Annotated in this window: 13 protein-coding genes and 2 pseudogenes; 11 read left to right on the top strand and 4 right to left on the bottom strand. The window is 39.7% G+C overall.

What is annotated here, in order from left to right:
* Window positions 1–126 precede the first annotated feature (126 nt).
* The 6 genes and pseudogenes from ID12_RS19670 to ID12_RS00300 form a co-directional block, all read left to right on the top strand.
* Window positions 127–1170 (top strand): annotated as a pseudogene (locus ID12_RS19670) (HAMP domain-containing protein); the annotation flags it as partial.
* Window positions 1165–2115: a methyl-accepting chemotaxis protein gene (locus ID12_RS19665; RefSeq protein WP_370529239.1), complete on the top strand. Its 951-nt coding sequence runs from the start codon at window positions 1165–1167 to the stop codon at window positions 2113–2115. The pseudogene ID12_RS19670 and the gene ID12_RS19665, both read left to right, overlap by 6 nt.
* 179 nt (window positions 2116–2294) lie before the next feature.
* Window positions 2295–3332 (top strand): annotated as a pseudogene (locus ID12_RS19660) (HAMP domain-containing protein); the annotation flags it as partial.
* Window positions 3324–4271: a methyl-accepting chemotaxis protein gene (locus ID12_RS19655; protein ID WP_370539194.1), complete on the top strand. Its 948-nt coding sequence runs from the start codon at window positions 3324–3326 to the stop codon at window positions 4269–4271. The pseudogene ID12_RS19660 and the gene ID12_RS19655, both read left to right, overlap by 9 nt.
* 369 nt (window positions 4272–4640) lie before the next feature.
* Window positions 4641–6629, top strand: coding sequence for a methyl-accepting chemotaxis protein (tlpB, locus tag ID12_RS19715; protein WP_050826555.1), 1989 nt, complete (start codon window positions 4641–4643; stop codon window positions 6627–6629).
* Window positions 6630–6719: 90 nt separating this feature from the next.
* Window positions 6720–7244: a type 1 glutamine amidotransferase domain-containing protein gene (locus tag ID12_RS00300; protein ID WP_008344162.1), complete on the top strand. Its 525-nt coding sequence runs from the start codon at window positions 6720–6722 to the stop codon at window positions 7242–7244.
* Between the two features lie 55 nt (window positions 7245–7299).
* On the opposite strand, the gene ID12_RS00295 is transcribed toward ID12_RS00300, so the two are convergent.
* Window positions 7300–8289: a Gfo/Idh/MocA family protein gene (locus ID12_RS00295; RefSeq protein ID WP_008344161.1), complete on the bottom strand. Its 990-nt coding sequence runs from the start codon at window positions 8287–8289 to the stop codon at window positions 7300–7302.
* A 200-nt stretch (window positions 8290–8489) separates the two neighbouring features.
* On the opposite strand from ID12_RS00295, the gene ID12_RS00290 reads away from it, so the two are divergent.
* The 4 genes from ID12_RS00290 (at window position 8490) to ID12_RS00275 (ending at window position 11696) form a co-directional block, all read left to right on the top strand.
* Entirely contained in the window at window positions 8490–8882 is a 393-nt protein-coding gene (locus ID12_RS00290; RefSeq protein WP_008344160.1) for a DoxX family protein, read from the top strand.
* Between the two features lie 65 nt (window positions 8883–8947).
* Window positions 8948–10090 carry an AI-2E family transporter gene (locus ID12_RS00285; RefSeq protein WP_008344159.1) on the top strand — a complete coding sequence of 381 codons (1143 nt, stop codon included), beginning with the start codon at window positions 8948–8950 and terminating at the stop codon, window positions 10088–10090.
* A 127-nt stretch (window positions 10091–10217) separates the two neighbouring features.
* On the top strand, window positions 10218–11051 hold the full coding sequence (locus ID12_RS00280) for an undecaprenyl-diphosphate phosphatase (protein ID WP_024719699.1): 834 nt from the start codon (window positions 10218–10220) through the stop codon (window positions 11049–11051).
* Window positions 11052–11222: 171 nt separating this feature from the next.
* The gene (locus ID12_RS00275; RefSeq protein WP_008344156.1) at window positions 11223–11696 is read left to right on the top strand and encodes a hypothetical protein; all 474 of its coding nucleotides are present in this window, start codon (window positions 11223–11225) and stop codon (window positions 11694–11696) included.
* A gap of 40 nt (window positions 11697–11736) precedes the next feature.
* Here ID12_RS00275 and bioB read toward each other — a convergent pair whose 3' ends face one another.
* The 3 genes from bioB to ID12_RS00260 form a co-directional block, all read right to left on the bottom strand.
* Window positions 11737–12732, bottom strand: a complete 996-nt coding sequence (gene bioB, locus ID12_RS00270) for a biotin synthase BioB (protein WP_017358975.1) — start codon at window positions 12730–12732, stop codon at window positions 11737–11739.
* 155 nt (window positions 12733–12887) lie between these two features.
* Complete coding sequence (locus tag ID12_RS00265; RefSeq protein ID WP_003213146.1) at window positions 12888–13238, bottom strand: hypothetical protein; 351 nt, start codon at window positions 13236–13238, stop codon at window positions 12888–12890.
* Window positions 13239–13480: 242 nt separating this feature from the next.
* Complete coding sequence (locus ID12_RS00260; RefSeq protein WP_007500560.1) at window positions 13481–13858, bottom strand: helix-turn-helix domain-containing protein; 378 nt, start codon at window positions 13856–13858, stop codon at window positions 13481–13483.
* Between the two features lie 159 nt (window positions 13859–14017).
* Between ID12_RS00260 and ID12_RS00255 the strand changes: the two genes are divergently transcribed.
* Window positions 14018–14257 (top strand): helix-turn-helix transcriptional regulator, encoded by a 240-nt coding sequence (locus ID12_RS00255; RefSeq protein ID WP_050826554.1) that lies wholly within the window; start codon window positions 14018–14020, stop codon window positions 14255–14257.
* The last annotated feature ends 11 nt before the right edge of the window (window positions 14258–14268 follow it).

Here is a 14268-nt window from a genome sequence, read left to right as displayed (position 1 = left end):
AAAACGATGAAAAAATATCCAGAATTGTCTGGGTATTTTTTTTATTTTTAAACGTCATTTCCAGCCCTCTAAAAATAAACCTTTCATCCGATAATAACTTTAGAGAAGTAAAGGGGGAAAGAGAAAATGGGAAAAATGATCCAATGGTTCAAAAAACCATCCATTTCTAAAAAATTAGTTATTGCCTTTTTGGTAGTCCTCATACTGCCAACCGTCGCACTCACAATCAGTGCATTTTTTACATCAAAAACAGAGTTAGACAAACAGATTATGGGCAGTGCGATGAGTCAGGTCAATGCATTTGATACCTTAATCGATGAGAATATTGGGAACAAGGCAGAGGCTGTGACTCTGTTTACAGATGATCTCAAAGCGGTTAATCTTCAAGAAAAAAATAGAAAAGCTACCATTAAAGAATTGCAGCAATACGGAAAAATTAATGAAAAAGATGTCTCAGCCATTTATGCAGGTTCAGAAAAGGGCTTGTTCATGCAATACCCAGTTCAAAAAATGCCTGAAGGCTATGATCCGAGAGAGCGTCCGTGGTATCAAGAGGCCATGAGTGCTGATGGTAAACAAGTCATCACGAAGCCATACGTCGCAGCATCTACAGGTAAAATGGTCATCACCATTGCCCAAAAAACGAAAGATGGCTCAGGGGTAATTGGTCTTGATATGGAAATTGACAGCCTCATTCAAAAGCTAAAAGAAATTAAAATAGGTCAAAAAGGATATGCTTTCATCATGGAGAAGGATAAAACCGTGCTAGCAGATCCAACCCAAAAGCCAGGAAGCAAAGTCAATGAGAATTTGGCGAACATTATTTTTAAAAACAAACAAGGAAACGGCAGCTATACACTCAATGGAACAGATAAAAAGGTGGCGTATGTCACCAATGAACTAACCGGCTGGAAAATCGGCGGCACGATGCTCGTATCAGAAGTAGAGGATGCAGCTAAACCCGTTTTCAATACTGCCATTATTGTGTTCAGTGTGACACTGATCGTAGCAGGAACCCTCATCTTCTTTATTGTCCGCTCTATTTCAAGTAGATTATCCAATCTTGCCCGTTTCTCGAAAAAGGTCAGCGATGGTGATTTACGTGATAAACTTCAGATTCAATCAGATGATGAAATAGGACAAGTTGGTAAAGGCTTTAATACGATGATTGACTCATTAAGATCCCTCATTGGCGCCGTCCAAACCTCTGTTGAAAATGTCGCTTCTTCATCAGAAGAACTGACCGCAAGCGCAGGACAAACAAGTAAAGCAACAGAGCATATTACATTAGCCATTGAACAATTCTCTACTGGTAACGAAAGCCAGAATGATAAAGTGGAATCAAGCTCAGAAGAGTTAGAAGAAATGAACAGAGGCCTTCAGCACATGAATGAGTCGGCTGAATCGATTACCGCTTCATCCATCAAATCAACAGAGATTGCAGGAGAAGGCGGACAGCTAGTGGAAAAAACCGCTTCTCAAATGAACGTGATTGATCAATCAGTGAAAAAAGCAGAGAATGTCATCAGTGCGCTGGAAAGCAAATCAAAAGATATCACCCAGATTCTTGGTGTCATTAATGGCATCGCAGATCAAACGAATTTACTTGCGCTGAATGCAGCGATTGAGGCAGCAAGAGCTGGCGAATCTGGTCGAGGCTTCTCCGTTGTAGCAGAAGAAGTAAGAAAACTTGCTGTTCAATCTGCCAACTCAGCGAAAGAAATTGAAAACTTAATCAAAGAAATCGTTCAAGATATTGATGTATCACAAGAAGTATTCACAGCAGTAAATCAAGAAGTTCAATCAGGCTTAAGCTTTACTGAACAAACGAAAGTCAGCTTCCACAATATTTTCGACATGACCAAAGAAATCTCAGATCAGCTCCAAACAATGAATCGAACAGTTGTCCAGCTGTCAAAAGGATCTGCACATGTTTCTGAGGCTGTCCGTGAGATTGCAGACGTATCACGTGAAAGCTCCGCCAATATTCAAGACATTGCCGCTTCAGCTGAAGAACAGCTGGCATCAATGGAAGAGATCAGCTCATCCTCTGCCACCCTTTCTTCAATGGCAGAAGAATTACGTGATTTGATTAGCAAATTTAAAGTTGAATAAACCAAATGAAAAGAACCTCCAGCTTTTTGGGGTTCTTTTTTTGAAGTGAATAAATCGAAAGAAATAGGTAAAAATGCTTATTTTGGTGGTTTTTTGAACATTACACCTTGAAAAATAATCCGTATTACCTAAGAATAGAGGGGGATGATCCCAAATCATAAACCAAAAGGAGTAGAGTCATGAAAAAAATCAACTTTTTTAAGCACTTTACGATGTCAAAGAAATTAATTACTGCATTCTTAGCGATTCTCCTAGTGCCCATTCTTGTGTTGGCCGCATTTTCCTATGAAGTGGCGTCTAAGTCTCTCAATGATGAGATTATGTCTAGCGCTGCAAATGGTGTGAATCAATTAAATGAATTGATCAATAAAGATGTACAGCCTAAAATTGATATTGTTTCATATTTATCTAAATCGGTGAAAAAAAAGGAACTGGCCTCTAAAAATAAGGATTTACTTAAGGTGAAATTAGAGCAACTATCGGAAACAGACGACGATGTCGTAGAAGTATTTGTTGCAGATCAGAATGGTAAACTAACTGAATATTCCGAGATTCATAAAGGCAGTGCCAAAAGCGCAAAAAATGAACCATGGTTTCAACAATCAATGGGAGATGACAAACTCATCATTTCAGATCCTTTTACAGACAAGTCATCAGATGACCTGCTCATCACAATATCAGAACAGTTAGCAGATGGTTCTGGTGTCATTGGTATAAATGTACGATTGAACACGATTGTGAAAGATACAAACAGCATCAAAATTGGTCAAGAAGGTTATGCGTTTGTCGCTACCTCAGACCAACGTTACATTGCTCATAAAACGGAAAAGGCCGGGACGAAACTGACAGGCGATTTCATCGAAAAGATGTATCACAATAAAAAAGGAAGTTTCGAATATGAATTTAACGGACAGCCGAAGCAAATGTTTTATGACACAAATGAAGCGACAGGCTGGAAGCTTGCGGGAACAATGTATGTCAACGAAGTGAAGGAAGCCGCACAGCCAGTGCTTGACTTAACCATGATCATCCTAGCTGCTGCGATTGTCATCGGTGGAATCGCGATTTATTTTATTATTAAATCGATTCGAAAACCACTCATAGAGCTCTCTGAATCTGCTGAGAAAATCAGTCAGGGGGATCTCACCCAGCATATCGAGGTGCGCACACACGATGAAATCGGCAAGCTTGCACAGAGCTTTAACGATATGTCGGCAAAGCTGAAACAAGTCATTCAAGCCGTCCAGAATTCAATTGAAAATGTGGCTGCCTCATCTGAAGAATTAACAGCTAGTGCAGGACAGACAGCCCAAGCAACTGAGCATATTACCTCATCTATTGAACAGTTTTCAAACAGCAATGAACATCAAAATGAGATGATCGAAAAAAGCTCTGTCCAGTTAAACGACATGGATCGAAGCTTATCACATATGGTCAACACGACTTCTCATATGATGGAATCATCTATCGAGTCTAGCAAAACCGCTCAGGCTGGTGGAGAGCTCGTTCAAAAAACAGCAGGTCAAATGCAAACGATTGAACAAGCAGTGAAAGAAGCGGAGCTTGTGATTGCAGGGCTAGAACAGAAATCTAAGGACATTACAAGCATTCTTGGAGTTATCAACGGCATTGCAGATCAGACGAACCTCCTTGCTTTAAATGCAGCGATAGAAGCCGCACGTGCAGGTGAGGCAGGAAGAGGCTTCTCTGTGGTCGCTGAAGAAGTTCGCAAGCTTGCAGAGCAATCAGGCAGCTCTTCAAAAGAAATTGAAAGTCTGACGAACGAAATCGTAGATGAAATTGAAAAGTCGCAGAAGATGTTTAGACAAGTAGCAGGTGAAGTTCAATCTGGATTAAACATTACAGATGAAACGAAAGTGAGTTTTGAGAAAATCACCCATAAGACATCAGAAATGACAGAACAAATGAAACAAATGAATGGATCAGCCCAAGAACTTTCTCATGGCTCAAACGATATTTCACAAGCAGTCAATCAAATCAAAGAGCTTTCACGTGAAAGTTCCGCAGGTTTCCAAGATATTGCGGCTTCAGCAGAAGAACAGCTGGCATCAATGGAAGAGATCAGCTCATCTTCCGCCACTTTATCCCAAATGGCAGAAGAACTGAGAGAGCTCATCAAACAATTTAAAATATAAGAGTCATAGTGGAACACCTGACGTTTTGGCGTCAGGTGTTTCAGCGTGTAGACAAACCCTCGCATTCGGTGTCAGTCCTGCGTGCTGGTGCTCACGAATTCAAATTCGCTCCGCGCCAGTACTCGTCCTTCCTAGGGCTGGAAAGGTTTTCTATCACGCTGAAAAGAAGAAAAGGGCTAAAATCAAATTCATTTTAGCCCTTTGTCAATAATTTGGAACACCTGACGTTTTGACGTCAGGTGTTTTTCCGTTTTTTGCACATAATTTGGGTATTTTGGACTTATCTAGACTTTAATAAATTAAAAAAGTAAAGAACCTAGTAGTACTTCCGATATATATACTATCTTACTAAAAGGAGTTTTCTTTTTTATGAATTTCATACAGTATTTCAAAAAACCATCTATATCAAAAAAGCTCGTTTTCTCTTTCTTATTTATTCTTTTATGCCCAATTATCGTATTGGCATTCTCTTCATATCATACGGCGAGCACCTCTTTAAATGATCAAATCATGCAAAGTGCAAAGGAAAATGTAGAACAGCTGGACAAAAACATTACGAAGGTTGTGAAAGTAAAAACAGACGCAGCCGATTTCTTTAGCAAATGGATTACGAAGAAAAAGCTGGGGCAAAAAGGAACGACTGATATTCAAGGGCGCTTTGAGCAATTCATGAGCATGAATGATGACACAGAAGGCATCTTTGTTGCTTCAAGTGATGGAAAAGTGTTCTCAAGATATCCAAATCAAAAAATGCCTGCTGATTATGTCGCAACTGAGCGGGATTGGTACAAAGATGGCTGGGCGAAAAACGGTGAGCTGTCTGTTTCCGCTCCATACCCAACCGCATCAACTGGTACACTTGTTGTGACGATTTCTAAAAAACTAGAGGACGGTTCTGGTGTTATTGCCATGAACCTGGACATTGCGAATCTAGTAAAAGAGTCTAATAGTATCAATATTGGTAAAGAAGGTCATGCTTTTATCGGAAGCCCAGATCGAACATACGTGGCACATCCAACGAAAAAAGCAGGAACAAAATTAACAGGTGATTGGGTAGACAAGCTTTATACACAAGACAAAGGTTCAATGAGTTATATGTTTGAAGGGAAAGAAAAGCAAATGGAGTTCACAACAAACAAAGCGACTGGTTGGAAAATTGCCGGTACAATGTTTATCAGTGAAGTAGAAGAAGCGGCGCAGCCAGTCTTCAACATGGCGGCCATTATATTAGCTGGTGCGCTCATCATTGGCGGTATTCTCATCTTCTTTATCATCCGTTCTATTACAAAACCACTTTCCATGCTTGTCTCCTCTTCTAAGAAGATTAGCGAAGGAGATTTAACAGAGAAAATTGATGTCCGGTCAAAGGATGAGATTGGTCAGCTCGGTACAAGTTTTAATGAAATGAGTGAGTCACTCAGAGATGTGATCCAAGCTGTACAGACATCTGTTGAAAACGTGGCGTCATCGTCGGAAGAACTGACGGCAAGTGCAGGTCAAACGACAAAAGCAACCGAACATATTACATCATCCATTGAAACATTCTCGAACGGAAACGAAAATCAAAGTGAAATGGTGGAACAAAGTGCAGCCCACTTGAAACAAATGAACGAAGGGCTAAATGAAGTTGCACAAACATCTGATGTCATTACAGAATCATCGGTTCAATCAAAAAAAGTCGCAGAAACAGGCGGACAGCTTGTTGAACAGACAGTTGGCCAAATGAAAACGATTGATCATTCAGTGAAAGAAGCTGAAAGTGTGATCAACGGATTAGAGCATAAATCAAAAGATATCACCAACATTTTAGGTGTCATTAACGGTATAGCAGATCAAACGAATTTACTGGCTCTGAATGCAGCCATTGAAGCAGCACGTGCGGGCGAGTCAGGCAGAGGCTTCTCGGTTGTAGCAGAAGAAGTCCGTAAGCTGGCGGTTCAATCATCAGATTCTGCAAAAGAGATTGAAAAACTCGTCAAAGAAATTGTCTCTGAAATTGAAACGTCTCAAAATATGTTCAAATCTGTGAATGAAGAAGTAAAAAATGGTCTATCAATTACAGACCAAACAAAAGAAAGCTTCTCACAAATCAATCAGCAAACGGCAGAAATTGCGACAAGAATCAATGAAATGAATACGACAGTTCGTGAGCTTTCAAAAGGATCTGAGCAAATTTCTAAAGCAGTGAATGAAATTGCAGATGTATCGAGAGAGAGTTCAGCAAGTATTCAAGATATCGCGGCATCAGCAGAAGAACAGCTGGCATCAATGGAAGAGATTAGTTCTTCTTCGACGACGCTTTCCCAAATGGCGGAAGAATTGCGTGACTTAATTAAAAAATTCAAGATCAGTGAATAATAGAAAGTGGTTCTCCTCAAGGGGAACCGCTTTTCTTTTTAAGAGATGATCTCGTACAATAGAGGAAATCCGAAGAAAAGGAGAGATGTTATGCGTTTATCAAATAAGAAGGTCATTGCGTTAGTCAGTGATGATTTTGAAGATTTAGAGCTATGGTATCCCGTTTTGCGATTAAGAGAAGAGGGGGCAACTGTCCATCTCGTAGGCGAAAAAGCAGATCATGAATATATCGGGAAGTACGGAGTGCCGGCTGTATCAGATGCAGACTTCTATTCCATTCAAGCAGATGATTATGATGCGGTTCTCGTTCCTGGGGGATGGGCGCCCGATAAACTGCGCCGATATCCAGAAGTATTAGACATCGTTCGTACGTTTGATGCAAAGGGCAAACCGATCGGACAAATCTGTCATGCCGGCTGGGTGCTCATTTCAGCTGGTATCCTGAAAGGTAAAAAAGTAACGAGTACACCTGGTATTAAAGATGATATGACGAATGCTGGAGCAGAATGGTTTGATGAAGCGGTTGTGACAGATGGTCATATTGTATCTAGCAGACGCCCGCCGGACCTTCCGCCATATGTGAAAGCATTTGCCGATGTATTAGCGGCAAACTAGATTCACATGAACAAACAAAGGGCTGTAAAACGCCCTTTGTTCATTCAATGCCTCATTACATTTGTCTGTCGGCTGGATAGATAATGCCCATTTGTCTTCTCGCCTCGTCCATGACGGACATGGTTTGAACAGATAAGGCAAATGTATTGATTGGAGACTGCCCCTTTTTTTGCTTGATGCATTGAATGAAGTGATCGATTTCATAATACATAGCCGGTTGATCATCTTTAATAGAAATATCGGTTTGCTGTCCATTCCGATCATGGATGATGATACGAGAAGGGCGATGGAATTGATCAATGACCATCGTGGCATCCTCCCCTTGAATTTCAGCAGATACATGAGATGTTGAGATTTTTGAATGGAAAAGAAGTGCTTGATGTCCTTCATATTGTAAAAGTAATGAACCGCTCCCATCTACTCCAGAAGAAAGTGTATAGCCTCTCGCGGTGATTTGATGTGGCAGCCCGAATAAATAAATGATGGGAAAGACAAGATACACGCCGATGTCCATTAAGGAGCCATTGGATAATTCCGGCTTAAAAGCGTTTGGAATCTCACCGTTTCGGTAGGCATCGTATCTTGAGGAATATTTACAGTAATGAGCGATCACTTGCCGAATGGGGCCTAGTTGATCAAGATGCTGCTTGATTTGAAGAAAATTCGGCAGAAATGTGGTCTTCATCGCTTCCATTAAGCACACCTGATATTTTTTCGCAGCAGCAATCATTTCTTCAGCCTCTTTACGGTGAGAGGCCAATGGTTTTTCACATAATACATGTTTTTGATGCGCCATCATCAGCATCGCTTGCTCTTTGTGAAGGGCGTTTGGACTTGCGATATACACAGCATCAAACGCATCACTTGCCGCCATTTGCTGTAAATTAGTAAAGACGGTATCAATGCCATACTTGTTTGCAAATGCCTGTCCTTTTTCAGCAGACCGAGAATAGACGGCCGTACATGTAAAATCCGCCACTCCTTCACCAGCCTGTAAGAATCGATCTGTAATCCAATTCGTTCCGATGACAGCAAATCGAATCATCACATTCCCTCCTTCTGCTTTTCTCTGATTATACATGCTTTGAAAGCGTTTGTATGAAAGAATCTTCTTTTTTATTGAAAAGCGGATGAAACCTTTACCTTAGCTGATGCGTCTTACATAAAGAATATAAATGTACGAAAAGTGGATAGTTTCCTCCTTCATTCGGGTAATACTTGAGAAGGAGGGAGGAGGAAACGAACATGAAGCGCATCCTACATATAGGAAGTACATACGCATTCGCGCTTTTATTTATAGCAGCCGGTGTTTTTCATGTGATAGAGCCAAGCGGCTTTGCCCGCATGATGTCTGGATGGCCATTTCCCTATGGTATCATTTATGCCACCGCATGCTTGGAATGGCTGTTGGCCGTATTACTGCTTCTTCCAAACGTAAGGATTGTGGCAGCAAAAATGATCGCTGTCTATCTGGTGCTCATTTTCCCTGCGAACCTATTTGCTGCGAGAGAAGGGATTCCATTTCCAGGGCAAGAGAGCACAGAACAAGCCTTGTTATGGATGAGATTAATCGGACAACCGATTTTGATTGGATGGGCCATGTCCATTGCGAAACGTGAAAAAAAGCTAAAACAATGATCACAAAATGATGATCAAGTAGTGTACAATTTACTAATAAAATAGCCCGTGTTTGGAGGAAAGATATGAATTCTATGCAAATGTGGAGCAGTCGATTTAGAAAATTTTTTCTTGATAACAAGTTTGTTCTCTTTTTACTCATCCTGCTATTAATAGGGTTGAATATCCTTGTTTTCATGAAAGCATCTTTTATTTTCACACCGCTCATTGTACTCATCAAAACCATTGCCTTACCGATTATTTTAACGGGGGTTGTGTATTATTTATTAAATCCAATTGTGAATTTATTAGAGAGATTTAAGGTCAAACGGATCTTTTCGATTTTGCTTTTATATATCGTCATTATTGGGATCATTACTGTGACCATTGTATCTATTATTCCTTTTTTACAAGCACAAACGATGAGTCTGTTTCATAATCTGCCAAAATACGTTGATACGGTAGAAGAACAGATTAGACAATTAACTGGAAGCAACTTTATTAGTCAAGTGCAGAAAACGATGAACTTTAACGTCTCTGAATTGGTAAGTAAAGCGTCAAGTCAAGCGACGAAGATTTTGGAAAGCACTTTTACCGGAGTCGGCACTTTCTTAGGGGCGCTTACTGAAATTATCATCTCGATCGTGACGGTTCCGTTCATTCTGTTTTATCTATTAAAAGACGGCAAAAAACTGCCTGACTATTTCTTGAAATTTATTCCGAATAAGCTAAGAGACCATACTCATATCGTGCTTCACGAAATGAACCATCGTCTGAGTTCTTATATACGCGGGCAGATCATTGTCAGCTTCTGTATCGGTATTCTTCTTTTAATTGGCTATATGATTATTGGACTTGACTATGCACTGCTGCTGGCGATTATTGCGGCATGTACAAGTGTAGTGCCATACCTTGGTCCAACCATTGCGATTACACCAGCGATTGTGATTGCGCTTGTGACATCACCAGTGATGCTTTTAAAACTCATCATTGTCTGGACAGTGGTTCAGCTCATTGAAGGGAAATTCATTTCTCCTCAGGTGATGGGGAAAAACCTTCATATCCATCCGATCACGATTATCTTTGTTCTATTAACAGCAGGTAAATTGTTCAGTGTCGTCGGCATCATTGTTGCGATTCCGACGTATGCCGTTCTGAAAGTGATCACGACCCACCTGTTTGATTGGTTCAAAATGCGATCCAATTTGTATAAAGAAGAAAAGGTTTGATGTCATAATCTTTTTTAGAAAAAAATATAGTATCATAAAGACGAGCTTTCGAAAAAGGAAGCTTGTCTTTATGTGGACATAGATGTTTGGCCAGTTCAAAAGATCAGAATTGAAAGGAAAGAAAATCATGAATCTATGGGATTTATTCGTGGCACTGGTTTTAGGAATTGTCGAAGGATTAACAGAGTATGCACCTGTCTCGTCTACAGGGCATATGATCATTGTTGATGATCTTTGGCTAAAATCAAAAGACATCATTACGCCAGAGGCTGCAAACACATTTAAAGTCGTGATTCAGTTAGGTTCTATTTTAGCTGTCATGATCGTGTTCAAAGATCGTATTTTGAACTTGTTAGGCTTAAAGAAAAATATCACAGAAGAACAAAAACGCAGCGGACATAAGCTGACCATTGCTCAAATTGCTGTTGGACTCGTCCCAGCCGTCATTTTAGGATTCTTATTTGAAGATTATATTGATAAATATTTGTTTGATGTGAGAACGGTCGCCGTCGGTTTGATTTTAGGGGCTGTGCTGATGCTTGTCGCTGATTGGATCAATAAACGTAAAACAGAAACAAGCTCTGTGGATAATATGACGTACAGACAAGCGCTGTATATCGGGTTATTTCAATGTTTAGCACTATGGCCAGGCTTCTCGCGTTCAGGTTCTACAATAGCAGGTGGTGTTATTCTTGGTCTGAATCACCGAGCGGCGGCTGACTTTACGTTTATTATGGCCATGCCGATTATGGCGGGAGCAAGCCTCTTAACACTTGTTAAAAATGCCGAATATTTAACAACAGACATGCTTCCATTCTTTATTGTGGGCTTTGTGAGTGCGTTTATTGTGGCTCTCTTTGTTGTTCGATTCTTCCTAAAACTGATTAATAAAATCAAACTTGTGCCTTTTGCGATCTACCGAATCATCCTAGGTCTGATTTTATTTATCCTGTTTATGTAATGATGGAAAACTACTCTTTTAAAAGAGTAGTTTTTTTGTTGTTTTGCCCTTTTAAACAGTAAAAACAGCCTCTTAATTGGTAGAAAAAGAAGTTTTTTCTTAAATTAGTGTTTAAGTGACAAAGAAAAGGGTAGTACATAAACATACCAATTAAAGGAGGAGTTAGAAATAATGAGGAAAACAAGTAAATTTTTTGTTAGCTCTGTGATTGCTACGTCAATGGTTGCTGTCCCTTTATCTCTTACGACTTTTGGTCAAAAGGCTGAAGCTGCTACGACAACAGGTGTCGATGGAAGTGTCTCGATTGATCCAGTAGCCATTGCCGATAAAATTGAACAAGCAGTAAAATCATCTCAAAATCGTGATGGATTTGTAAAAAATGCGGCATACAGTGCATTTTATGAAGCAGGTCAAAATTACAACGTAGTTGTTCAAAACTTAAGCCAAGATCATGATTTTAGCGGACTGAACAATGTTGTCTATTATGATAGTGTTGAATATGACGGCATTACGTTTGGTATTTGGGTATTTGAAGATGGTACGTTTGTCAACAATGGTGACGGCGGCTATATTAACTGGACTTTTGTTGGCAGCTTTGACCGCGAAGAAGGAAGCGGTACTGTCGATTTCCATAAAAGATTCTAATCTCAACGTCAAAAGTCTGCCGATTCATCGGCAGACTTTTTTAAAGCGCACATTCTTCTATTTCAAAACCTAAATCTTCAATGATGTGATGATCGGTTTGAACTTGCTGTCCTTTTGTCGTTAAATAATCGCCTACAAAAATAGAGTTCGCTGCATATAATGCGAGAGGCTGAAGCGTTCGTAAATTAAACTCTCTTCCCCCAGATACTCGAATTTCCTTAGCCGGGTTGATAAATCGCATCAGTGCCAAAACCTTCAACGCTTTGATTGGATGTGTACGTTCTTGATGTTCAAGAGGCGTTCCTTCAATTGCATGGAGAAAGTTGACGGGAATCGAATCCGCATCAAGGGCTCTAAGCGCAAAAGCCATTTCGACAATTTGTTGATTGGTTTCGCCCATTCCAATAATAACCCCTGAACATGGTGACATCCCTGACTGTTTGACCTTCTCAATGGTCGATACGCGGTCATCATACGTATGGGTCGTTGTAATTTGAGCATGATGATCTTGATGTGTATTGAGATTATGATTATACCGATGAACACCCGCTTCCTTCAGCCGTTTCGCTTTTTCTTCATTTAATAACCCAAGGCATGCACACACCTTCAAAGGCATCGTCTCAGTAATTTCCTTTACTGCTGCGGTGACTTCATCTAATTCACGGTGCGAAGGTGCTCTCCCGCTTGCTACAATACAATAAGTCCCCGCTTTTCTTTTTAACGCCTCACGCGCACCGGCCACAATGGTTTTTTGGTCAAGCATTGTATATCTCTCAAGCAGAGCTGTTGAAATCACCGATTGTGAACAATACCCGCAGTTTTCAGGACAATATCCGCTTTTGGCGTTAAAGATCATATTTAATTTCACCTTTTTTTGAAAAAAATGAAATCTCACCTGATAAGCAGCATGCATAATAGGCAGCAACTCTGCGTCGTCTGCTTCAAGAATTTTTAGACCTTCTTCCATCGTAATTGGTTCATCATTGATGGCTTTCTTCACGATCGTTTCCCAAGACAAAGACGTTATTTTTCCCATCATAAGCCCCTCTCAATATGTAAACTTATTTTTATTAAAAGTTAACATAATAGATAGAGATTGGCAAGCACTGGTAAGCATCCTAAGTAAAAACACAAAAAACACAAAAAGGCGATGAACATATAGTCATCGCCTTTTCATATGAAAAAAATCGCTTAACGAACAGTAATATAGTTAATAACAAGCTCCCCTAGTGAATTATAGTAAGACACTGTAACAGAACCGCGTTGTACAGCACGGATCCATGTGAAGTTTGGAGCAGTTTGGTCTAATTGAATGGCATACGTTGCGCCTGAGACAGAAATTTGACTTGCTGGAAGTGAAACAGCGATTGAAGAACCTACAGTAAGTGTGCGGTTCACCGTAATCACTTTATTCATAATAGGAGCTTTTGCTATAACTGGTTCTTTAGGCTGTGCAGCTGCATGAGCACCTTCTGTTTGGAAGAACGTAAGAGCACCTAAAGCAGCTAAAGACAATGTACAAGCTTTCATTAATTTTTTCATCGGTAACACTCCTTTTTTTGGTATATACATATATTAATAATAATAGAATTATATGTCAATCAAAATAAGTGGAAAAATGAGTATTTTTGGTGAAAATTGTCACATATTATGTAGGGGAAGACGATTTTATCCCAAAAAACATGATTTTTTATTCATATGTCATTCTTTTTTAGGGGGAAAAAGAGACATAAAAAAAGCTGGGTATCTACCCAGCTATGTGATGCTTTATGAAAAGAGATCTTTTATTTGTCGTCTGTCTGTTTTGGCTGACGGCCTTTTTGTTTCTCTTTCTCTCTAATGTAGTTAATAAAGTCGATGGTTTGTCTTCGTGCTTCTTCAGAAAAATCGGAGGCAGCTTTAAACGCAATTTGCAAATCAGGATCATCTGCAAGATCGTCATCAGAGGCGTTTTTGTCTTTACCTGTGAGAAGATAATCTGTTGAGACCCCGTATAACTCGGCGATTTTCACAATCATTTCACCATCTGGCTTTCTCAATCCATATTCCCAGTTAGCATAGGTTGACATCGCCTTTAATCCGAGTTTTTTGGCAACGGTAGACTTACTCCATCCATGCTTCTCTCTTAATTCAGTTAGAATCTTTCCAGTCAAATTATCCATCGGAAACACCTTTTTTCATATTATGTGTAAATTTTATCATGAATTACACGGAAAAGATAAATAAATACACAAAAAGAATAAAAATATGATTGACTTACTCGTTTTGTGTATATTATCATAATGAATATAACTTACACATAATGAGTAAGAGGTGGAAACATGAAACTTGAAAATTTACGAGAAGAACGAATATTACAAGGAAAAACACAAACGTATATGGCGAAAAAACTTGGATATAAGTACACGAGTGGCTATGCAAATATAGAAATGGGCCGAACAAAGCCCAGCTTAGAAATAGCCAAGAATATTGCAGATTTGCTAAATATCGGTGTTCAAGAGCTTTTTTTTGGTCAAAAGTTACACAAAAAGAGTAATAGTCTTGAGGAAGACCGTTCTTAAAAAGGGGAGAC

The sequence above is a fragment of the Bacillus altitudinis genome, from assembly GCF_001191605.1.
GTDB classification, from domain to species: domain Bacteria; phylum Bacillota; class Bacilli; order Bacillales; family Bacillaceae; genus Bacillus; species Bacillus altitudinis.
Note: the sequence above shows the minus strand (reverse complement) of the source record. Positions and strands in the feature narration are given on the sequence as shown.